This is a genomic window from Pseudacidovorax intermedius (genome assembly GCF_003350475.1).
Taxonomy (GTDB): domain Bacteria; phylum Pseudomonadota; class Gammaproteobacteria; order Burkholderiales; family Burkholderiaceae_C; genus Xenophilus; species Xenophilus intermedius.
This window is the reverse complement of record NZ_QQAV01000007.1, coordinates 61,584-82,888: the sequence shown is the minus strand read 5'-3', so window position 1 is coordinate 82,888 and position 21,305 is coordinate 61,584. Positions and strand designations below refer to the sequence as shown.

Below are 21,305 nucleotides of genomic sequence, written 5' to 3'. Positions count from 1 at the left end.
CCCGCCTGGCCGCATGCCGCTCTCCCGGCGTGCATGACGGTCCTCGCTGCGCGCCGCACCATGCTCCTCCTGGCCCGAACCCGCTCCGTCCTCCGCGTCGCCCTCGTGGCCGTGGCGATGGCGGCCATCTTCGTGGCGGACACGCTCACCAACTACGAGGTGGCGGCGGCGGTGCTCTATGCGGTGGTGGTGCTGTCGGCCGAGCGGGCGCTCCAGCCGCGGGCGCTGCGCGCCCTGGGCATGGCGTGCATCGCGATGACGGTGCTGAGCTTCATGCTCACGCCGCGCGGCCACTACCACGCCGGCCTGATCAACATGGGCCTGAGCGTGTCGGCCATCGCCATGGTGACCTGGCTGGTGCTGCGCATGCAACGCGCCCGGGCCGCGGCGCAGGCCGCGCAGGCCCGGCTGGAACGCATCGCCCGGGCGCAGAACCTGTCGGGCCTGACCACCTCCATTGCGCACGAGTTGAACCAGCCGCTGGCGGCCATCGTGACCAGCGGCAATGCCGCCCAGCGCTGGCTGGCGCAGGCACCGCCGCAACTCGACAAGGCGCGCCAGGCCCTGCAGCGCATGCAGGCCGATGCCGAGCGGGCCAGCAGCGTCATCGCCCGGGTGCGCAGCCTCACGCGGGGCGAACCGCCCCAGGCCAGCCGCTTCGACCTCAACGCCAGCGTGCGCGAGATCGTGGCGCTGTCGCACGACCGGCTGCAGGAGGAAGGCATCGACCTGCACCAGGCATTGGCCGCCGGACTGCCGCCGGTGTGGGCCGATCCGGTGCAGGTGCAGCAGGTCATCGGCAACCTGCTGCTCAACGCGCTCGACGCCATGCCCGCCGCGCCCGGCGCGCGGCGCGAGGTGCACATCGACACCGCCCGCGAGGGCGACACCGTGGTCTTCACCATCCGCGACTCGGGCATCGGCCTGGCGCCGGAGGTGCAGGCCCACCTGTTCGACGCCTTCTGGACCACCAAGCCCCAGGGCATCGGCATCGGCCTGAGCATCAGCCGCACCATCGTCGAAGCCAACGGCGGCCGCATCTGGGCCGAGCCCGCCGCCGGCCTGGGGGCGGTGTTCCGGTTCAGCCTGCCCGCCGCCCCGCAGGAGAAGCTGCCTTGACCCCGCCGACCTCGCCCGCCGACGCGGAACCCATCGTCTATGTGGTCGACGACGACCATTCGGTGCGCGCCGCGCTGGAAGACCTGCTCGCCTCGGTCGGGCTGCGCGCCATCGGCTTCGGCGCGACGCGCGACTTCCTGGCCCACCCCCGCGAACCGGCCCCGGCGTGCCTGGTGCTCGACGTCCGCATGCCGGGCCAGAGCGGCCTGGACTTCCAGCGGCAGATGCGGGCCACCGGCATCGGCCTGCCCGTCGTCTTCATCACCGGCCACGGCGACATGGCCATGGCGGTGGAGGCGATGAAGGGCGGCGCCATCGAGTTCCTGCCCAAGCCCTTCCGCGAGCAGGACCTGCTCGATGCCATCCACCAGGGCATCGCCCGCGACCGCGAACGCCTGGCGCAGGAGGCCGCGGGCGCCGACCTGCACGCGCGCTGGGCCCTGCTGACGCCGGGCGAGCAGGCCGTGGTGCGCCTCGTGGTGCAGGGCCAGCTCAACAAACAGATCGCCTGGCAGCTGCAGCTGAGCGAGGTCACGGTGAAGGTGCGGCGCGGCCAGGCCATGCGCAAGATGCAGGCGGCCTCGCTGGCCGAGCTGGTGCGGATGGTGGACCGGCTGGGCGACGCGGGCTGAAGCAGCGGCCCGCTGTCGACCCGGGCGGAGCCGGTCGTCAGCCCAGCGGCGGCAGCAGGTTGAGCAGCAGCACCATCACGAGGCCCACCACGGCCACGATGGACTGCACCACCGAGATGGTCTTGGTCGCCTCGCCCATGCTCATGCCGAAGGATTCCTTCACCAGCCAGAAGCCTGCATGGTTGGCATAGTTGAAGAACAGCGAGCCGCACCCGATCGACAGGGCCAGCAGCGGCAGGTTCAGCGTCGGGTCGGCTGCGCCGAGCGGCGCCAGCAGGCCGGCCGCACCCACGATGCCGACTGTGGCAGAGCCCGTGGACACCGACAGCAGCATCGAGATCAGCCAGCCCAGCACCAGCGGCGACAGGGCCAGTTGCTGGCTCATGTGCACGATGGCGTCGCCCACGCGCGCGTCCGTCAGCACCTGCTGGAAGGCACCGCCGCCGGCAATGATGAGCAGCACACTGGCGATCGGCTTGAGGCTGCTGCCCAGGGCTTCACGCATCTGCTCCGGTGCCCCTGGCCGCAGGGCCACCATGGCCAGCACCACGCCCAGCAGCATCGCCGTGACGGGATGGCCGAGGAAGGCCAGCGCGTGCAGCAGCGCCGAACCCTTGGGCAGCAGGATCTCCCCCACCGCATGGCCAAGCATGAGCAGCGCCGGCGCCAGGGCCGTCAGCACGCCCAGTCCCAGGCTGGGCAGGTGGCGCCTGGACGCATCCTGCGCCGCGTCGGTGGCCGGCGCGTACTGCGCCACCAGCGCCTCATCGGGCCGCACCGTCATGCGCGGTGCGATGAAGGCACCATACACCGGCCCGGCCAGCACGATGGCCGGCAGCGCGGCGATGAAGCCATAGATCATGGTCGCGCCCACGTTGGTCCTGAGCGTGGCGATGGCCGTCAGCGGCCCCGGGTGCGGCGGCACCATGCCGTGCATGGCCGCCAGCGCCGCGATGACGGGCACGCCCACATAGACGTAGGCGGAGCCGCTGCCCTCGCGCTGCGCCTCCAGCTTGCGCGCGACGCCAAAGATCAGCGGCAGCAGCACCACCAGACCTACCTCGAAGAACATCGGGATGCCGATGACGAAGGCCACGCCTGCCATCGCCCAGGGCAGCATGCGGCGCGAGGCCCGGTCCAGGATGGCGTTCGCCAGCGTCTCGGTCACGCCCGCGTCGGCCAGCAGTTTGCCCAGCATCGCGCCCAGCGCCACGACCAGACCGACCGCGCCGAGCGTCTTGCCGGCGCCGCCGACGATGGCCTGCATCAGCTTGTCCAGCGGCATGCCGGTGGTCAGGCCGGCGCCGATGGAGACCACGAGCAGCGCCAGCAGCGGATGCAGCCGCGGCCGGGTCACGATCAGCAGGACGAGCGCGATGACGCTGACGAGGGCGGTGGCGAGGAGCTGGATGTCGGTGGAGGTCATGCGCGGATTGCGGCCCGAAGTCGGCCGGGGTGGAGGGGCCGCATCCTAGGTGAAATCTCACGCACGCGTGCAGCCAGGGCCTCGGCGCCCGACCTGCAGTCGGCGCTACAGCGCCTCGGCCATGCGCAGCAGTGCGACCATGCCGGGGTCGTCCATGCCGATGGTCTTGTCGGCGAACATGCGTGCGCGGCCGATCCGGTTGGGTCGGTCGCGGAAGCGGTCGAGCGCGGCCCGGGCTGCAGCGCACGCCACGGGGCGCAGGGGCGTCCCATCGGGCGCTTCGGCCAATGCCTGGCGAACGGCGTGCAGGCTGTCGAGCACGGTCTTGTCGCCCAGGTTCGCACCGCCGCGGGCGGCGAGGGTCTCGCCGATCTCGCCCAGGAGGGCAGCCAGCGCAGGCCGGTCGAGGGCGGCGACGCCGACGCATCGCTTGGCGGCGGTCATCAGCGCCACGGTGAGCAGCGTGCCGAAGCTCGAACCCGATGCCTTGGCGCAGGCCTGCGCGCAGCGCCGCAGCATGGCGTCCAGCGGCGCGCCGGCCATGTCGGGCAGCGCCTGTTCGACCAGCGTGGCGCACTTGTCCAGCGTGGCGCCCAGGTCGGCATCGCCCAGGCGGCCGTCGAGTTCGTTCAGCTCGGGCGCCGCGCGGTGCACGCCGGCGCACCACGTCGGCAGCGCGGCAGCCAGGGTGTCGGCGTCGAGCATCAGCGCACGCTCCAGAAGGGGCAGTCCGCCGGTGCGGCCAGCAGCCCGGCCAGTTCGTCGTCCAGCTTCATCACGCTGAGCGAGGCACCGGCCATCTCCATCGAGGTGGCGTAGCGGCCCACCAGCGGATGGGCAATGACGATGCCGCGCTCATCCAGCACCTGCCGTGCGCGGCGGTAGAGGATGTAGAGCTCTTCCAGCGGCGTCGCCCCCAGGCTGTTGACCAGCAGCGTGACGCGGTCGCCACGCGCAAGCTGCAGTTCGGGCAGCACGTGGTCCAGCATCTCGTCCACCAGCGCGTCGGCGCTCTTGAGCGGTCCGCGCCAGATGCCCGGCTCGCCATGGATGCCCATGCCGAACTCGACCTCGGAGTCGGCGATCTCGAAGGAGGCCTTGCCCGATTCGGGCACCACGCAGGGCGTCAGGGCCACGCCGATCGAGCGCACGGCATCCGCCGCCTTGCGTGCCAGCGCGGCGACCTCGGCCAGCGACGCGCCGGCCGCTGCCTTGGCACCGGCCGCCTTGTAGACGAAGACCAGGCCCGCAACGCCGCGGCGCTTGTCGCGCTGTTCGGCCGGCGCGCTGGCCACGTCGTCGGCCACGCGCACCGAGGCGACCGCCATGCCTTCGAGCTCCAGCATCTCGGCCGCCATGTCGAAGTTCATGCGGTCGCCGCCGTAGTTGCCGTAGAGCTGCAGCACGCCCGCGCCGCCGTCGGCCGCGCGCATGGCGGTCATGCAGTCGTCCATGCGCGGGCCGGCGAACACGTTGCCGACGGCACAGGCATCGAGCAGGCCTTCACCCACATAGCCGAGAAACACCGGCAGATGGCCCGAGCCGCCGCCGGTGACGATGCCGACCTTGCCGGGCACGGGGCCGCCGGTACGCACGATCACGCGGCCGTCGTCGCCCTGGCGCTGCAGCTGAGGATGGGCCAGGCACAGGCCGTCGAGCATCTCGTCGACGTAGTGCTGGGGGTTGTTGAGGATCTTCTTCACGGCAGATGAGAGGAGGAGAGGCAGTCGAAAGAGACGAGGCGGCCCCGCGGCCGCCCCAAGAGACGCGCAGACGGATCAATCGACCTTCAGGCGGCCATCCTTGGCGGCGGCGCTGGCCAGCGTGTACTCGGCATCCAGGATGCGGCCGAACTCCTGCGGCGTGCTGGAGATGGCCACGCTGCCCAGCTCCCGCGCGCTGCGCACGGTTTGCGGATCCTGCACGGCCTGCGCGAGTGCCTTCGCGAGCTGTTCCTGCAAGGCTGGCGGCATGCCGCTCGGGCCCAGCACGCCGACATAGGTGGTGCCGTCGATCTGGCCGAAGCCCAGCTCGGCCACGGTCTTGACGCCGGGCAGTGCCGGGTCTTCCGTGGGGCCGAGCACGGCCAGCGGCTCGAGCGTGCCGGCGCGGATGTGCTGCAGCGAACTGGTGACCTGGTCGAAGTGCACATCCACCTGGCCGCCGATCAGGTCGACCAGCGCAGGGCCGGAGCCCTTGTAGCTCACCGGCGTGAACTTGGCCTTCAGCAGTGCCTCCAGCTGCAGCTGGGCCAGGTGGTTGGGCGTGCCCGGGCCGGAATGCGCGGCATTGACCTTGCCCTCTCCCGAACGGGCATAGGCGACGAATTCCTGGAAGGTCTTGAAGCGCGGATCGTTCTTGCGCGCCAGCAGCACCATCGAGCTCTTGTTGACCAGCCCGATGGGCGCGAAGTCCTTGCGGCTGTAGGCCGTCTTGACCATCTCGGGCACGGTCACGACCACGCCGGCACCGCACAGCAGCAGCGTGTAGCCGTCCGGCTGTGCGCGGGCCACCACGTTGGCCCCGATGGAGCCGCCCCCGCCGCCGCGGTTGTCGACCACCACCGACTGGCCCAGCACCTTGCCAAGGGCGACGGCCACCGTGCGGGCCACGATGTCCGTGTTGCCGCCGGCCGGAAAGGGCACGACGATGGTCACCGGCTTGTTGGGAAAGGCGCCACCCTGCGCCCAGGCCGGCGCGATAAGCGGGCCGCCCAGGGCGGCGAGGGTTCCGGCCTTGAGCAGGCCACGGCGTTGGATCTTCATGCGCGTTGTCTCCATTGTTCGAGGAAGGATGGCCGCGTCTCAGGCGTCGAAGCGCAGCACGTCGTCCAGGGCCTTGCGGATGCGGGCCTCCTGTTCCGGCGTGGTGGGCGGCATGGGCGCACGCGGCAGGCCGGTCGGGCAGCCCTGCAGCGCGATGGCGGTCTTGAGGTTGGCCGGCAGGTTGTCGGCCACCACCGCATTCCAGAAGGCGAGCATGGACCGGTGCATGTCCAGCGCCTTGACGTGGTCGCCGGCCTGCACGGTGTTCCAGAGGTTCACGCACACGCCCGGCAGCGCGGCCGGCGTGGCGGCGATGGTGCCGTGCGCACCCAGCGCGAAGGACGAGTACAGCAGCGCGTCGACGGCCGAGAAGACCTTGCAGCCTTCGGGCACGCCCAGCACGAGGTCGGCCATGAGCTTGAGGTCGCCCTGGCTCTGCTTGATGCCCTGCACGCCCGGCAGCTCCTTCATCAGGCGGATCATCTGCGCCGGGTTCAGGTAGTTCCACGGCACGACGTTGTAGATGATGACCGGGATGTCGACGGCCTCGGTCAGCGCCTTGAAGTGGCGGAAGGTGGCTTCTTCGTCGGGCTTGAAGAGATAGTGCACCGGCGTGACCTGCAGCGCAGCGATGGGCAGGTGGGCAATGGACTTGGCGCGGCGGATCGCCTCTCGGGTGCTGTTGGCAATGATGCCGGCCACGATGGGCACGGCGCCGTTCACCTCTTCCACCGTGATCTCCAGCAGGCGCTGGAACTCCTCGGCGGTGAGCGTGTGGCCTTCTCCGCTGCTCCCGCCCGGGCAGACGCCGTGCACGCCCTTGGACAGGTTGAAGCGGATGACCTGCCGGTAGGCGGCCTCGTCGATGTCGCCGTCGGCGGTGAAGGGGGTGACGAGGGGCGGGATGACGCCCTGGAGCTGGAGAGCCATGGTGGTTCCGTGAAAGGGAAAGAGGTTCGAGGTCGAGGCCGGCGATGGGCCGGCCGCGCTGCGCCGCCTGTCTGCCGCACTGTGATGCAACTATAAGCGCACTGACATGTTAGCTGAACTTCAGTGATAACCCGAACTGCGATCACCCAGGCGCAGACCGTGCCAGTCCACGTACCATGCCCCCATGCGCAGCACCGCTCCGGCCCGTACCTCTTCCCGCCCCGTCCGCTCCGCGGCCACGCCCCCGCCCTCTTCACCGGCCGGAGAGCCGGTGGCACAGCGCACCCTGGCCTACCACGGCTTCCGTCAGCAGATCATCGATGCGCGGATCCGGCCGGGGCAGTTCGTCTCGCAGCGCGAGCTGATGGAGTTGCTGAAGATGCCGCTGGCTGCCGTGCGGGAACTGGTGCCGCGGCTGGAGGCGGCCGGGCTCATCAAGACGGTGCCCAAGCGCGGACTGCAGATCGCGCCGGTGGACCTCAAGCTCATCCGCAACGCCTGGCAGGTGCGTGCCATGGTCGAGCGCGAGGCGGTGCAGCACTTTGCGGCCACGGCCAGCGCGGCCACGGTGACACGGTTGATCGAGCAGCACGAGGCGATCCTGCAACGGGCCCTGCAGCCCGAGCCCGATGCCACGCTGGAGAAGGACGCGCAGGCCGTCGACTGGGGCCTGCACGACACGATGGTCGACGCCATCGGCAACGAGATCCTGTCGGAGATCTACCGCGTCAACAGCCTGCACGTGCGGCTGATCCGCTACGACGCCGACTCGCTGCGGCCCATGCAGGTGGTGCCCGCCATGCGCGAGCACCTGGACTTCCTGCATGCGCTGGCAGCGAGTGACCGCGCCGGCGCACTGGCACGGATGATGGCCCACATCGAGCAGTCCAAGCACCGCGTGCTGTCGGGCATGCTGCAGGCGCAGTAGGCGTCTGCCGCCACCTGGGCCATGCCCTCGGCCCCAGGCGAAGGCCGTCAGGCCGCGGGCGCGACCGAGGCCCCCTCGATGCCGTGCCGCGCCAGCGCCTCGGCCACGAAGCCGCTGGCCTTGGCCTCTTCCACGAAGGCGGCCAGCGCGGCGGCCGCGGCCTCGCCCCGGCTGGCGGGCGTGCCCATGGCCTGCTGGATCACCATGAAGCGTCCCGGCAGCAGCCGCAGGCCGCCGATGCGCGCGGCATCGGCCTGCAGCTGCTGCTTGACGCCGGCCGCGACGTCGGCGCCTTCGGCGATGAAGCTGTCGACCACCGCCGGCGAGGTGGGCGCGCGTTCGATGGTGGCGGCCTTGAGTTCGCGCGTCAGGTACAGGTCGTAGGCGCTGCCCTTGCCCACCATCACGCGGGTGCCGGCGCGGTCCACCTCGTCGTTGGACTGCAGGGGCGAGGCATCGCGCACCAGGTACGCGCCCTCGATCAGCACATAGGGCGCGGTGAAACGGATGCCCTCGCCGCGCAGCGGGTCGATGGCGAAGAAGCCGATGTCGGCCTCCTCGGCCTTGACGGCGGCCACCGACTTGCCGGCGGCGTCGAACACCACCAGCTCGATGCCCACGCCCAGCTTCTGCGCGAAGGCCCGCGCCAGGTCCACCGACACGCCGCCCACTTCGCCCGTGTCCGGGTGGCGGTTGGTGAGGATGGGGTTGCCCAGGTTGATGGAAGCGCGCAGGACGCCGCGCGGCGCGAAGGCGGCCACGATGGCCGGGTCGATGAGGGACATGCAGGACTCCTTCGAAACACAGAAATGCGTGCGGCGGCCGGCGACGACACGCCGGCAACGGCATCGATCATCGTCGACCCGGGAGGCGGCCGCCGGTCCCCCGGCTGTCGACATCCAGGAAGCAGCGCCCGCACCCGACTGAAAGCCTTTTGACAGCTTGTCTTGCGCACCATCGCGCCCCAGGCGTTCACACTGCCCAAGGCCCCCGTCGCTGCGCCCGTCGGTGGGCCCAGGGCGCCGAGCCCGCCTTCCCCCATCGGAGACACACGCCATGACCCACGATCCGCTCGCCCACCCCGCCCTGCCCACCCGCCGCCGCCTGCTGCAGGGCGCCGCCGCCTCCGTCGCCGCCGGCGCCCTGCCCCACCTGGCCTTCGCCCAGGACAACTGGCCCTCGCGCCAGGTGCGCTTTGTGGTGCCCTTCGCACCGGGCGGCTCGTCCGAGATCGTGGCGCGCTCCACCGCGGCCGAACTGGGCAAGACCCTGGGCCAGAGCGTCTACGTCGACAACAAGCCCGGTGCCGCGGGCAACATCGCCATGCAGGACGTGGCCCGTGCCGACGACCAGCACACCCTCATCCTGGGCCACATCGGCACGCTGGCGGTCAATCCGTACATCTTCGCCAAGCTGCCCTACGACCCCAACAAGGACTTCAAGCCCGTCAGCCTGCTGGCCAAGGTGCCCAGCCTGTACGTGATCCATCCGGACGTGCCGGCCAAGAACCTCAAGGAGTTCGTCGCCTATGCCAAGAGCCGCCCGGGCCGCCTGAGCTACGGCTCGGCCGGCAACGGCAGTGCCGGTCACCTGGCCATGGAATACCTGAAGATGAGCGCCGACATCTTCATGCTGCACGTGCCCTACAAGGGCACCGGCCCCATGCTCACCGACCTGATGGCCGGCCGGCTGGAGGCCTCGGCCATCGGCGCGGCGGCCGTGATTCCCTTCATCAAGTCGGGCAAGCTGCGTTGCATCGGCACCGGCTCCACCCGCCGGCTGCCGCAGTTGCCCGATGTGCCCACCGTGGCCGAGCAGGGCTTCCCGGGCTTCGAGATGACGCAGTGGTACGGCATGATGGCCCCGGCCTCGATGACACCGGCCCACCTGGCCAAACTCTCCGCCGAGACCATGAAGGCGGCCAAGTCGCCGCCCGCGCTGGAGCGCATGAGCGCCGATGCGGCCGAGGTGGTCGGTGGCACGCCGGAGCAGTTCGCGCAGTTCATCGCGGCCGAGCAGGCCCGCTGGCAGAAGGTCATCGCGCGGGCCAACATCAAGCCCGACTGACCGGCGCCGCCGGCTGCCGACGCGGCCATGGGCCGCAGCTAGCATCGGCCCCCATGCGCATCCTCCTGGCGGAAGACGAACACACCCTCGGCACCTGGCTGTGCCGGGCGCTGGAGCATTCGGGCATCCAGGTCGAGTGGGTGGACGACGGCCGCCTCGCCGACCGCGCCCTGCAGCAGCGCGACCACGACGCCCTGGTGCTCGACCTGGGCCTGCCGGGACTGGACGGCCACCGCGTGCTGCAGCGCCTGCGCGAGCGCGACCAGCGCATCCCGGCGCTCATCCTCACCGCGCGCGATTCGGTGGACGAGAAGGTGGCAGCGCTGAATGCGGGCGCCGACGACTTCCTGGCCAAGCCCTTCGCCCTTGCCGAGCTGGAGGCGCGGCTGCATGCGCTGGTGCGCCGCGCCCGCGGCGTGGAGCATCCGCGCTTCGCCTGCGGCCCACTGGTGTACGACGGCACACGGCGGCAGTTCACGCTGCATGGCGAGGTGCTGGCGCTGTCGCCGCGCGAGTCCGCCGTGCTGCGGGCGCTGGCGCAGCGCACGGGTGAGCCGCTGTCCAAGCAGCAGATCGTCGACCGCGTTTTCTCGGACCAGGACGATGTGCACCCCGAGGCCGTCGAAGTGCTGGTCTACCGGCTGCGCAGGCGGTTGGACGGCAGTGGCGCGCGCATCGTCACCCTGCGCGGGCTGGGCTATGTGCTCGAGCCGGACTGAGCCGCCGGCCGCCGCGGGCCTGGGGCTGCGCCCGCGCGTCGCCCGCTGGCTTCAGCGAAGCAGTCTCTGGCAGCGGCTGGCACTGCTGCTTCTGCCGGGGCTTGCCGCGGCGACGGCGCTGGAGCTGTGGATGACCCGGCACGATGCGCTCGAATCCGCCAACTCGGCCTACGACCGCTCGCTGCTGGGCGCCCTCAAGTCCATCGACGCCAACATCTCCACCGCCTCGGGCGGCCTCTCGCTGGAGATGCCTTACACCATGTTCGAGTTCTTCGAGCTCACGGCGAGCGGCCAGGTGTTCTTTCGCGTCGCCACCTCGGACGGGCTGGTCGAACTGGGCAGTGCCGACTTCCCCCAACCGACCACCCCGCCGCCCCTGGGCGTGCCGGTGTTCTACGACGCGGTCTACTTCGGCGAGCCGGTGCGACTGGCCGCCTACGAGCGCGAGTTGGAGCGCACGCCCGCCGGCAGCACGGCGCGCCGCGTGATGATCCAGGTGGGCGAAAGCACCCAGTCGCGCGAGGTCTTCAGCGCCCGTTTCGTGCGCAGTGCCGCCTTGCGCGACCTGCTGGTGCTGCTCCTGATGCTGGGCGGCACCACGGCCGCACTGCTGGCAGCGCTGCGGCCGCTCTCGCGGCTGGCGCAGGAGGTCGAGGAGCGCGCGCCCGACGACCTGAACCGCATCTCGCAGGAGAACCTGCCCGCCGAGATCCGTCCCCTGGTGGAGGCCGTCAACCGACAGATGGCGCGCACGCAGGAACTGGTGTCGCTGCAGCGCCAGTTCCTGGACGACGCGTCGCACCAGCTGCGCACCCATCTCACCACGCTGCAGATGCAGGTGGACTATGCGCGGCGCGAGCAGGACGCGGGCCTGGTGCAGGACGCACTCGCTGCCCTCGAAGCCGAAATCGCCAGCGCCACGCGCAGCGCACAGCAGTTGCTGGCCCTCGGCCGCAGCGACACGGTGCCGGTGGAGGCGGCCTTCTTCGACAGCGGCGAACTGCTGCGCGAGGTCGCACTGCAATGGCTGCCGACCGCCCGCCGCAAGCGCATCGACCTGGGCATCCAGCCCGAAGAGGGCGCCCCCGTCGCCGTCGGCGACCGCCATCTGCTGCGCGAGGCCTTCGCCAACCTGGTGGCCAATGCCGTGGCCTACACACCCGACGGCGGCACGGTGACGCTGCTGTCCGGCAGCGATGCGCAGGGCTGGTGGCTGGCCGTCGAGGACAACGGCCCCGGCCTGGATGCCGAGGACCGTGCGCGCCTCGGCCAGCGCTTCCAGCGCGGCAGCGGCGCGCGGCCGGGCGGCTTCGGCCTGGGGCTGGCCATCGCGCGATCCATCGCCCAGCGCCACGGCGGCGAACTGCGGCTGCGGGACCGTGCGCCATCGTCCGGCCTGCATGCCGAGATCTGGTGGCCCCGCGACCGCCGCGCCGACACTGCAAGAACGACAGGAGACACCCATGAGGCATCGCGCCCCGGCACGCCCACCTGATCGCCGCCAGCTGCTGCTTCGGGCCGTCGCAGCCCTGGTGCTCCCTGCGGGCGCGCCAGGCGCGGCGCTCGCCGCTGCTGCCGCCGCCCCCTCGGCCGCCACCCCGGACCCGAGCGTCCAGCCCGCCGAATGCGTCATCCCGGCGAAGGCCGGCGGTGGTTTCGCGCTCACCTGCGCACTGGCGCGCGACGCCCTGCAGGCGGTGCGGCCCCAGCGGCCTGCACTGACGCAGCGCTTCCTGCCCGGCGGCATCGGCGCCCTCGCCTTCGACCAGATCGCCACCGGGCGCATCGGTGGCCCCGGCACGCTGGTGGCCTTTTCCGGTGGCTCGCTGCTGAACATCGCGCAGGGCCGCTTCGGTCCGCATCCGGTCTCGGCGGTGCGCTGGCTGGCGTTGCTCGGCGCCGACTATGGCGTGATCGCCGTGCACCGCGACTCTCCCTACCGCCGGCTTCAGGACCTGGTGGAGGTGCTGCGCGCCAAGCCCGGCCGCATCGCCTTCGGCGCCGGAGGCACCGTCGGCAGCCAGGACTGGGTGAAGGCCGCCCTGCTGGTGCGGGCCAGCGGCGGCGACCACAAGACCATGCGCTTCGTGGCCTTCGAAGGCGGCGGGGATGCGCTCAATGCGCTGCAGGGGCGGCATGTGGACGTGTTCTGCGGCGACGCGGCCGAGGCCGCCCAGGCCGTGGACGCCGGCGCCGCCCTGCGCTTCCTGGCCGTCTTTTCGGCCGGGCGGCTGGGCGGCGCGCTGCAGGGCGTGCCCACGGCGCGCGAGCAGGGCATCGACATCGTCTGGCCCACCGTGCGCGGCGTGTACCTCAGCGCCGATGTGCCCGAGCCCGCGCTGCGCGCGTGGACCGCCGCCTTCGAGGAAGCGATGAAGGCGCCGGGCTATGCGCAGCTGCTGGCCCGCCACGCGCTCTATCCCTTCACGCTCACCGGTCCAGCCCTGGAGCGCTTCGTGGAAGCGGAGCTGAGCAAATACCAGAAGCTGGCCACGGAACTGGGCCTGCGCCGCTGGAGCCGCACGGGCAACTGAGGGGCTGCCGCGCCGTGGCCGACGTTCAGGCTGGATGGCGAAGCCCGCTCAGTCGTTCGCTGGCAGCTCGAATTCCTGCTGCGCCGCCTGGATCGATGCGGCAGAAGGCCGCGACCGCAGGGCGGCAGCCCGTTCTGGCGACATGGGCAGGGGTTTGGCAGCGGCTCGTGGCGGGCCGGGCGCATGCAGGACGGGGGCAACGGCTGCTGCCGGAAGGCGCGGCGTGGTAGCGGGCACGGACGCCGGAATACCCGGCGAAGCGGTCGGCTCGTGGGCCGCGCTCATGGCCACGACGGCCAGCCGGCCATCGGCCGCACGCAGCACGACTTCGTCGACATGGACGGCGTCGATCTTCCACTCGGTCGTGAGCGCACCCCCGGCTCGGTATAACTGCCAACCTGCCGGACCCACGGCCATGAGCGCAAGGCTGCGTGTCGCATCGGCATGCATCACCGTGCCGCCCAGCTGCACGGAGGGTGCGTCATCGGACCAGGCGGCCTGTGCGCCGGCCACAAGGAGCATCGCACCGGCGATCCGCACGCGACGCGAGAGGCGTACAAACGGCGGGCCAACGGCGCGGATGAAGGTCATGGATTCGAATTCGACAAGCGCAGGGGCGCCCGCGCAGAACGTGATTGTCCCCACTGTTCAGCCGCTTTCCCATCGGTACAGGTCCCAGGCCGAATTGAAAGCCAATTGAAAGGCGCGGCCTTCTATGGTCGCTGCGCGCGGGCCACCATGGCGCCCGCACCTATGGAGACATGCATGAACAGAACCTTCGCCCTGACGGGCGTTTGCGCAGCCGTGGTGCTGCTGGCCGCATGCGGCGGCGGAAGCAAGCAGACCAGCGTGGGCCTCGTGGCGCCCCCACCTCCCTCGTCCCAACAGCCCAGCACGCCGCCGCCCCCGCCGCCGGCTGCCGACCCGCTGGCCAACGCGCCCGCCGACGTTCGGATGACCTGGTTCGGCATCACCAACTGGCACTACCAGATCGGCGGCAAGGGTGTGATGCTCGACGGCGAAGTGGTCAACTCCGGGCGCACGGCCAATGCCGCCGCCGTCACCAAGGCTCTCACCGCGTTGACCGACGGCGTGGCCGGCAACTCCGTCGACGTCGTGCTGCTCGGCCACGTGCACCCCGATCACTCCGTACAACTGCCCGAGTGGGCCAAGCAGACGGGCAAGCGCGTGTACGCACCGCCGGCCGCCTGCGCCACGCTGGTGGGCAGCAATGGCATCCCAGCCGACCAATGCGTGGGGCTCAAGGGCGGCGAGGTGATCGACCTCGATGCCTTCACCCAGATCCGCGCCGTCCGCTGGGTGCACAGCGTCGATTGCGACGAGTTCAGCAACGGCACCGGCGGCCCCGAGACCTTCGGCTTCCTCTTCACCACCAAGATCAAGACCGGCGAGACGCTGAGCTGGTTCGTTTCCGACAGCGGCGCGGGCGGCCCCGACCTCACGGCCCCGCGCGTGGTCACCACGGTGGAGAACGGCCAGAACGTCACCACCACCTACGGCTCGCCGCTACAGAACCTCAAGGACGCCCTCAAGTCCGCAGGTCTCAAGAGCTTCGATGTGTGGCAGGGCGGGCCCGAGTCGCGCATGGTCTACCAGGCCCGCACGGTGATTCCGGAGTTCGAGGTGAAGACCTTCATGCCGCATCACCTCAACTCCCGTGCGGCGGGGGGCCAGGCCTTCAGCCTGACCTACGGCATGCACTATGCCTACAACGAGGACGATCAACCCAAGCTGAAGGAATTCCTGAAGACGGTGGAAGTGCCGCAGATCTATCCGACGAACTATTTCGACGCATGGACCTATGGCCGCGACGGCGTGAAGGTGGTGGCCAACGACAAGATGAAGGCGGCTTACGGCCTGCCAGCCACAGGCCCGGGGCCGGGCCAGCAGTTCCCCAACCCGCGCGCGGGCTCGCTGGAATGCAAGTACGACTGAGGTCGCGCCGTGCGCTCGTGCAGTGTGCCTGCGCACTGCTGGTGGCCGCATCGCCATGGGCGGCCTTCGCCCATGGCGACTGGCCGCCCAAGCACGGCGGCGTGATGAACGACGGCGAGACGTCCTTCGAGCTGGTGCAGCGCCGCGATGGCCTGCACTTCTACGTCGAGGATCACGGCGAGCTCGTGCGCACCGCAGGCAGCACGCCGACGCTGATCGTTCGCCGCAACGGCGCGGAGAAAAGCCATGCGGGCAAGCCGCAGGGTGACAACGCGCTCTTCTTCGCCGGCGTGCGCCTGCAGCCGTCCGACGATGTGGTGGTGCGCGTGACCTTCGCCCAGGGCGCCGTTGCCGTGGGTCGCTTTCCCGCTCAGCTGCGGACCAGGGTTTCTACGGCATCCCGCTGAAAGCCGGACGAAAGGCGTGCGCCGATAAGGTCAGGGGACGCTAGATCCCACTGGAGACCTCACATGGCTTTTCGTCCTCTTTCCCTGTCCTTTGTCCTGATGGCCGCAGCCACCGCGGCCCTGGCCGGCCCGCTCGACAAGACCGAGTGCATCGCACCGGCCAAGCCCGGCGGCGGCTTCGACCTGACCTGCAAGCTGGTCCAGAGCGGCCTGCTCGAGGGCAAGTACATCGCCGACCCGATGCGCGTGACCTACATGCCCGGCGGCATCGGTGCGGTGGCCTACAACACCATCATTGCGCAGCGCCCCGATGCGGCCAACACCATCGTGGCCTTCTCGGGCGGCTCGCTGCTCAACCTCGCGCAGGGCAAGTTCGGCCGCTATTCCGAGAACGACGTGAAGTGGCTCGCGGCCATCGGCACCGACTACGGCGCCGTGGTGGTGGCCGAGAACTCGCCCTACAAGACCCTGCAGGATGTGATGGCCGCGATGAAGGCCGACCCGGCGAAGGTCGTGCTCGGTGCCGGCGGCACCATCGGCAGCCAGGACTGGATGAAGGCCGCGCTGCTGGCACGCGCCGCGGGCGTCAACCCGCGGCAGATGCGCTTCGTGGCCTTCGAAGGCGGCGGCGAGGCCATGACCGCGCTGCAGGGCGGCCACATCCATGTATTCACCGGCGATGCGGCCGAGACACTGCAGCAGGCCAAGGCCGGCACCAAGGTGCGCGTGCTGGCGGTCATGTCCGACAAGCGCCTCCCCGGGGAGTTCGCCAAGGTCCCCACGGCCAAGGAAGCCGGCGCCGACATCCAGTGGCCCATCGTGCGTGGCTTCTACCTGGGCCCGAAGGTGAGCCAGGCCGACTACGACACCTGGTCGCAGACCTTCTCGAAGATGATGGCCACGCCCGCCTACGAGAAGCTGCGCGACGAGCGCGGCCTGTTCCCGCTGGCCATCGTGGGCAGCGAGCTCGACGGCTACGTCAAGCAGCAGGTCGCGCAGTACCGCAAGCTGGTCGAGGAGTTCGGCCTGAAGGTCGCCAATTGAGCACCGCGCACAGCGCAAGAGCAACCGACGCATGACCGACCGAATCCTTGGCGTGGCGTGCGTGCTGCTGGCGGCCGTCATGGCCCTCGCGGCACGCCACTACGTGGCCGACATCTCCTATGAACCCGTGGGCCCGCGGGCCTTTCCGATGCTGCTGGCCGGGCTGCTCGCCGTGGCAGGCCTGTGGCTGGCCATCAAGCCCTCGGCCGACGCGACCGACTATCGCGGCCTGCCGCTGAAGCAGGTGGCGGTGGTCCTGGGCGCTGTCTTTGCCTATGCCCTGTGCTTCGAGGTGATGGGCTTTGCGCTGGCGACCACGCTGGTGGCAGTGCCCGTGGGCATGGCCTTCGGCGGCAAGCCGCTCAAGTGCCTGGCCGCGGGCGCAGTGCTGGGCGTGGGCGCCTTCTACATGTTCGACCGGCTGCTCGATGTGGTGCTGCCGATGGGCTGGCTCGCGCCGGTGCTGGGAGCCCTCTGATGGAGACGCTGAACTTCCTGCTCAGTGGCTTCGGCGTGGCCTTCACGCCGGTCAACCTGATCACGGCGGCCCTGGGGGCCTTCATCGGCACGGTGGTGGGGCTGCTGCCCGGGCTGGGGCCGATCAACGGCGTCGCCATCCTGATGCCGTTGGCCTTCGCGATGAAGCTGCCGCCGGAGACCTCGCTGATCCTGCTGGCGGCCGTGTACATCGGTTGCGAGTACGGCGGGCGCATCTCGTCGATCCTGCTGAACATCCCCGGCGATGCGGGCGCGATCATGACGGCGCTCGACGGCTACCCGATGGCCCGCAAGGGCCTGGGAGGCGTGGCGCTGTCGATCTCGGCCTGGAGCTCCTTCGTGGGCTCGCTGATCGCCACCGCCGGCATCGTGATGCTGGCACCGCTGCTGGCGCAATGGGCGATCTCCTTCGGCCCGGCAGAGTACTTCGCGCTGATGTGCTTCGCTTTCGCCTGCATCACCGGCCTGCTCGGCGATGCGCCGGTCAAGGCCGGGATCGCCGCCATCCTGGGGCTGGCGCTGTCCTGCGTGGGGCTGGATTCCAACTCGGGCATCTACCGCTTCACCGGCGGCGACGTGCACCTGTCGGACGGCGTGCAGTTCGTGGTGGTGGTGATCGGCGTGTTCTCGATCAGCGAGATCCTGCTCATGCTGGAGGCACACCACAGCACCGGCGGCATCGTTCGCGAGACGGGCCGCAAGCTCTTCAACTGGTTCGAGGTCAAGTACACCTGGGTGAGCACGCTGCGCTCGAGCGTGGTGGGCTTCGTGGTGGGCATCCTGCCCGGCGCCGGCGCCACGGTGGCAAGCGCCATGACCTACAGCATGGAAAAGCGCCTGCTCGACAAGGAAGGCACCTTCGGCCACGGCGACATCCGCGGCGTGGCAGCACCTGAAGCAGCCAACAACTCGGCGGCCACCGGCTCCTTCGTGCCCATGCTGACGTTGGGCGTGCCCGGGTCGGGCACCACCGCCGTGATGATGGGCGCGCTGGCGCTCTACAACATCACACCGGGCCCGGCCCTGTTCAGCATGCAACCGGACCTGGTGTGGGGCTTCATCGCCTCGCTGTTCCTGGCCAACATCATCCTGCTGGTCATCAACATCCCGATGGTGGGGCTGTTCACCAAGCTGCTATCGGTGCCCAACTGGCTGCTGGTGCCGGCCATCCTGACGGTGAGCACCGTGGGCGTCTACGCGGTGCATGCCACCACCTTCGACCTGGTGCTGATGGCGGTGCTCGGCGTGGCCGGGTACCTGCTGCGCAAGCAGGGCGTGCCCATGGCACCGCTGATCCTGGGCTTCGTGCTCGGGCCGCTGATGGAGCAGAACCTGCGCCGCGCGCTGTCGATCACGCAGGGCGACACGGCCATCCTGGTCGAAAGCCCCATCTCGCTCGGCCTCTGGATCTGCGCCGTGTTGATGCTGGTCGTGCCGCCGCTACTGCGCCTGCGCCAGCAGCGCGCGCGGCGACGTGCCGCCGCGGTCGGTCAGGTACCCGCTGCCTGATCGACGCGCGGCTGCGCGGCCGGAAGCCACAGGCTGGCCCGCAGCCCGCCCCCCGGTGCGCGGGCCAGTACCAGGCGACCGTGCAGCCGCGTCGCGATGGACTGCACGATGGCCAGGCCCAGGCCGGTGCCCACACCCTGTGCATTGCTCGCGCGGAAGAAGCGCTGGGTCACCAGTGGCAGTTCGTCTTCGGGGATGCCGGGGCCGTCGTCGGTCACGTCGATGCAACACTCGCCCGCCTCGGCGCGCACGCCCACTGTGACGCTGCCGCCAGCCGGCGTGTGGCGCAGGGCGTTGTCCACCAGGTTCGACAGCGCTTCCTGCACCAGGCCCGCATGCGCCTGCGCCGTCACCGGCGCACCGTCGTGCTCCAGCCCCAAGTCCACCGGCTTGCGGCGTGCGACAGGCCACAGCCGGCGCACCACCTCGCCTGCCACTGACGCCAGGTCGATCCGCTCGGACTGCAGCGGCGAGGTGTCTGCGCGTGCCAGCACCAGCAGCTGGTTGACGCGCCGGATCATGGCCCGCAGCTGGGCGCGCATGGCCTCCATGGTTTCGCGCACGCGCCGGTCGTCCGGCTCCCGTAGCGCATAACCGGCCTGGGTCAGCAGGGTGGTCAATGGCGTGCGCAGCTGGTGCGAGGCATCGTCCAGAAAGCGCCGCTGCGTGGCAAGCAGCGTGCGGTAGCGGCCCAGGTGGTCGTTGGTCGCCTGCACCAGGGGGAGCACATCCACCGGCACCCGGGCGGTGTCGATGGGCGAAAGGTCGTCGGCCTGACGGGCCTGCACGCCTTCGCGCAGCTGCTTGAGCGGCCGCAGCGACCAGCTCACGGCCATGGCCACCATGGCGGCGGCCAGCACCGCGAGCAGCGCATCCCGCACCACGGCCTGCAGGATGAACTGCCGGCTGAACTCGATGCGCGAGTCCAGCGACTCTGCCACCTGGATGACGATGTTGCCGCTGGCCGGCTCGCCGAGCGGCCGCACGTAGGTACCCACGCGCGCGGGACCATCCACGTAGTCCACCGTCTGGAAATGCGGCATGCGCAGCGCCGTAGGCTCGTCCGGCATGGGAATGTCGGGGCTGCCGATCTCCACCAGCCCGTCCTCGGTGGCCACCCGGTAGTGCACCGGGCCGCTGGCCGTCAGTTCGAAGAACTCCAGCAGCACGTAGGGCAGCTCGACGCCAATGCCGCCGCTCTCGGTGGAGATGCTTGCGTCGATGGCGCGGATGGCGCCGTACAGCGAGCGGTCGAAGGCCGCATTCACCGCCGCATCGGCCGTGCGCCAGGTGGCCAGCACCTGCAGCACGCTGCCGGCCAGCACGCCCGCCAGCAGCACCACGGTCAGCGTGCGGCGCAGGCTGGTGCGGTGCAGCCCATCAAGGCGCATGGCCGACTGCCTCCAGCACGTAGCCCAGTCCGCGCATCGTCGTCACCTGCACATCGCTGCCGAGCAGGCGCTTGCGCAGCCGGTGGATGGCCACCTCCACGGCTTCCGGATTGACCTCGGCGTCGCCAGGGAACACCTGCTGCATCAGCTCGGCCTTGCCCACCGGCTGACCCGGCGCACGGATCAGCACGCTCAGCAGTGCGTGTTCGCGCGGTGTCAGGGTCAGGGACTCCGCACCCAGCTGAAAGCGTTTGGCGGCCGGGTCGAAGCTGAGCGAGCCGCAGCTCGGCCGCGCCGGCTCGCGGCTGCGCGCCCGGCGCACCAGCGCCAGCAGGCGCGCTTCCAGCTCCTCGATCTCGAAGGGCTTGGCCATGAAGTCGTCGGCGCCACCGCGCAGCGTGGAGACCCGCTGGGCCAGCGTGTCCCGCGCCGTGAGCACCAGCACCGGCAGTGCCTCGTCGTCCTCGCGCAGATTGGCCAGCACATCCTCGCCGTCCAGCCCGGGCAGGCCCAGGTCGAGGATCAGCGCGTCATAGCGCTCGGCGCGCAGCGCGCGTGAGACCAGCCGCCCGTCGGCCACCCAGTCCACCGCACTGCCGCTCTGCGTGAGCGCGCGCACCATCCAGTCGGCCAGCGCCGTCTCGTCCTCTGCCAACAACAACTTCATGCTTGCCCTCTCGAAGTTGCCATTGTCCAGGCGCAGGCCCTACTGGATCACCCCCGCCGCCACATTGATCGACAGCGCCAGCACCACCATGTTGAAGCCGAAGGAGAGCACGCTGTGCAGCAGCGTCAGCCGCCGCATCTCGCGCGTGGTGACCTGCACGTCGGACACCTGCGAGGTCATGCCGACCACGAAGGCGTAGTACATGAAGTCGCCGTAGTCGGGCTCGGCCTTCCCCGGAAAGTCCAGCCCGCCCTCGTCGGGCGTGCCGTCGTCGCGGTAGTAGCGGTGCGCGTAGTGGAAGGCGTAGACGGTGTGGATCATCAGCCACGAACCGGCCAGCGCCACCATGCCCAGCACGATGTGCGCGCCCCGCTCCACGCCACCGAGTTGCTTGACCTGCTGCAGCAGCAGGCCGATGGCGATCACGCTGCTGACGATGGCGGCCGAGACGATGGCCAGGATGATCGGCCCCGGTGGATCGAGCGATCGGGACCGGGCCTTGACCTGCGCCGCGTCGAAGATGCGCGCCTGCCAGACGGCCCAGCCCAGGTAGGCGGCGACCGCGGCGCACCAGCCCAGCAGACCGGCCGGCCGCGCGGCCATGCCGCCCGCGGTGCACAGGCCCGCGACGGCGACGCCGGCCAGGGCGCCGTAAGTCAGACGCTGCGTGCCATTGACATGTCGAAAGTGCCGTCGCATGCGGCCACTTTAGC

At 70.4% G+C, this 21,305-nt stretch carries 22 protein-coding genes; 12 read left to right on the top strand and 10 right to left on the bottom strand.

Going from position 1 to position 21,305, the window contains the following annotated elements; all coding sequences use genetic code 11:
• Positions 1–60: 60 nt before the first annotated feature.
• A complete protein-coding gene (locus DFR41_RS17485) occupies positions 61–1,119 on the top strand; it encodes a sensor histidine kinase (protein WP_043114936.1) in 1,059 nt (352 codons plus the stop codon).
• Positions 1,116–1,751, top strand: coding sequence for a response regulator transcription factor (locus DFR41_RS17480; RefSeq protein WP_017758974.1), 636 nt, complete (start codon positions 1,116–1,118; stop codon positions 1,749–1,751). Before DFR41_RS17485 ends, DFR41_RS17480 begins: the two co-directional genes overlap by 4 nt.
• Positions 1,752–1,788: 37 nt before the next feature.
• Here the strand turns inward: DFR41_RS17480 and DFR41_RS17475 are convergent, their stop codons facing one another.
• The 5 genes from DFR41_RS17475 to DFR41_RS17455 all read right to left on the bottom strand — a co-directional run bounded on the left by DFR41_RS17475 (position 1,789) and on the right by DFR41_RS17455 (position 6,872).
• Positions 1,789–3,177 (bottom strand): GntP family permease, encoded by a 1,389-nt coding sequence (locus DFR41_RS17475; RefSeq protein WP_017758975.1) that lies wholly within the window; start codon positions 3,175–3,177, stop codon positions 1,789–1,791.
• A gap of 105 nt (positions 3,178–3,282) precedes the next feature.
• Entirely contained in the window at positions 3,283–3,882 is a 600-nt protein-coding gene (locus DFR41_RS17470; protein ID WP_114803668.1) for a DAK2 domain-containing protein, read from the bottom strand.
• Positions 3,882–4,880: a dihydroxyacetone kinase subunit DhaK gene (locus tag DFR41_RS17465; RefSeq protein ID WP_114803667.1), complete on the bottom strand. Its 999-nt coding sequence runs from the start codon at positions 4,878–4,880 to the stop codon at positions 3,882–3,884. The genes DFR41_RS17470 and DFR41_RS17465 overlap by 1 nt, the downstream gene beginning before the upstream one ends.
• Before the next feature lie 75 nt (positions 4,881–4,955).
• A complete protein-coding gene (locus tag DFR41_RS17460) occupies positions 4,956–5,942 on the bottom strand; it encodes a Bug family tripartite tricarboxylate transporter substrate binding protein (RefSeq protein ID WP_017758229.1) in 987 nt (328 codons plus the stop codon).
• A 39-nt stretch (positions 5,943–5,981) separates the two neighbouring features.
• Positions 5,982–6,872 (bottom strand): dihydrodipicolinate synthase family protein, encoded by an 891-nt coding sequence (locus tag DFR41_RS17455; protein WP_017758228.1) that lies wholly within the window; start codon positions 6,870–6,872, stop codon positions 5,982–5,984.
• Positions 6,873–7,143: 271 nt separating this feature from the next.
• On the opposite strand from DFR41_RS17455, the gene DFR41_RS17450 reads away from it, so the two are divergent.
• On the top strand, positions 7,144–7,800 hold the full coding sequence (locus tag DFR41_RS17450) for a GntR family transcriptional regulator (protein ID WP_017758227.1): 657 nt from the start codon (positions 7,144–7,146) through the stop codon (positions 7,798–7,800).
• A gap of 47 nt (positions 7,801–7,847) precedes the next feature.
• Here DFR41_RS17450 and DFR41_RS17445 read toward each other — a convergent pair whose 3' ends face one another.
• Positions 7,848–8,585 carry a transporter substrate-binding domain-containing protein gene (locus DFR41_RS17445; protein WP_114803666.1) on the bottom strand — a complete coding sequence of 246 codons (738 nt, stop codon included), beginning with the start codon at positions 8,583–8,585 and terminating at the stop codon, positions 7,848–7,850.
• A gap of 271 nt (positions 8,586–8,856) precedes the next feature.
• On the opposite strand from DFR41_RS17445, the gene DFR41_RS17440 reads away from it, so the two are divergent.
• The 4 genes from DFR41_RS17440 to DFR41_RS17425 are packed head-to-tail and all read left to right on the top strand — an operon-like array spanning position 8,857 to position 13,120.
• Positions 8,857–9,867, top strand: coding sequence for a Bug family tripartite tricarboxylate transporter substrate binding protein (locus DFR41_RS17440; protein WP_114803665.1), 1,011 nt, complete (start codon positions 8,857–8,859; stop codon positions 9,865–9,867).
• A gap of 53 nt (positions 9,868–9,920) precedes the next feature.
• Positions 9,921–10,586, top strand: a complete 666-nt coding sequence (locus tag DFR41_RS17435; RefSeq protein ID WP_114803664.1) for a response regulator — start codon at positions 9,921–9,923, stop codon at positions 10,584–10,586.
• Complete coding sequence (locus tag DFR41_RS17430) at positions 10,567–12,081, top strand: sensor histidine kinase (protein WP_114803663.1); 1,515 nt, start codon at positions 10,567–10,569, stop codon at positions 12,079–12,081. The genes DFR41_RS17435 and DFR41_RS17430 overlap by 20 nt, the downstream gene beginning before the upstream one ends.
• Positions 12,050–13,120, top strand: a complete 1,071-nt coding sequence (locus tag DFR41_RS17425) for a tripartite tricarboxylate transporter substrate-binding protein (RefSeq protein ID WP_114803662.1) — start codon at positions 12,050–12,052, stop codon at positions 13,118–13,120. Before DFR41_RS17430 ends, DFR41_RS17425 begins: the two co-directional genes overlap by 32 nt.
• A gap of 48 nt (positions 13,121–13,168) precedes the next feature.
• Here DFR41_RS17425 and DFR41_RS17420 read toward each other — a convergent pair whose 3' ends face one another.
• On the bottom strand, positions 13,169–13,711 hold the full coding sequence (locus DFR41_RS17420; protein WP_114803661.1) for a hypothetical protein: 543 nt from the start codon (positions 13,709–13,711) through the stop codon (positions 13,169–13,171).
• A gap of 174 nt (positions 13,712–13,885) precedes the next feature.
• Between DFR41_RS17420 and DFR41_RS17415 the strand changes: the two genes are divergently transcribed.
• From DFR41_RS17415 to DFR41_RS17395, 5 genes are all read left to right on the top strand, one after another.
• Positions 13,886–15,076: an MBL fold metallo-hydrolase gene (locus DFR41_RS17415; protein WP_244917788.1), complete on the top strand. Its 1,191-nt coding sequence runs from the start codon at positions 13,886–13,888 to the stop codon at positions 15,074–15,076.
• Positions 15,077–15,180: 104 nt separating this feature from the next.
• Positions 15,181–15,483 (top strand): hypothetical protein, encoded by a 303-nt coding sequence (locus tag DFR41_RS17410; RefSeq protein WP_147284378.1) that lies wholly within the window; start codon positions 15,181–15,183, stop codon positions 15,481–15,483.
• A 63-nt stretch (positions 15,484–15,546) separates the two neighbouring features.
• Complete coding sequence (locus tag DFR41_RS17405; protein ID WP_043115028.1) at positions 15,547–16,527, top strand: tripartite tricarboxylate transporter substrate binding protein; 981 nt, start codon at positions 15,547–15,549, stop codon at positions 16,525–16,527.
• 31 nt (positions 16,528–16,558) lie between these two features.
• Positions 16,559–17,005: a tripartite tricarboxylate transporter TctB family protein gene (locus DFR41_RS17400; protein WP_017760151.1), complete on the top strand. Its 447-nt coding sequence runs from the start codon at positions 16,559–16,561 to the stop codon at positions 17,003–17,005.
• On the top strand, positions 17,005–18,534 hold the full coding sequence (locus tag DFR41_RS17395) for a tripartite tricarboxylate transporter permease (protein ID WP_017760150.1): 1,530 nt from the start codon (positions 17,005–17,007) through the stop codon (positions 18,532–18,534). The genes DFR41_RS17400 and DFR41_RS17395 overlap by 1 nt, the downstream gene beginning before the upstream one ends.
• On the opposite strand, the gene DFR41_RS17390 is transcribed toward DFR41_RS17395, so the two are convergent.
• The 3 genes from DFR41_RS17390 to DFR41_RS17380 are packed head-to-tail and all read right to left on the bottom strand — an operon-like array spanning position 18,516 to position 21,291.
• Positions 18,516–19,925, bottom strand: a complete 1,410-nt coding sequence (locus tag DFR41_RS17390) for a sensor histidine kinase (protein WP_114803659.1) — start codon at positions 19,923–19,925, stop codon at positions 18,516–18,518. The two genes, DFR41_RS17395 and DFR41_RS17390, sit on opposite strands and share 19 nt — an antisense overlap.
• Entirely contained in the window at positions 19,915–20,592 is a 678-nt protein-coding gene (locus DFR41_RS17385; protein ID WP_114803658.1) for a response regulator, read from the bottom strand. The genes DFR41_RS17390 and DFR41_RS17385 overlap by 11 nt, the downstream gene beginning before the upstream one ends.
• A gap of 39 nt (positions 20,593–20,631) precedes the next feature.
• Positions 20,632–21,291 (bottom strand): DUF1345 domain-containing protein, encoded by a 660-nt coding sequence (locus tag DFR41_RS17380; RefSeq protein ID WP_114803657.1) that lies wholly within the window; start codon positions 21,289–21,291, stop codon positions 20,632–20,634.
• Positions 21,292–21,305: the final 14 nt, after the last annotated feature.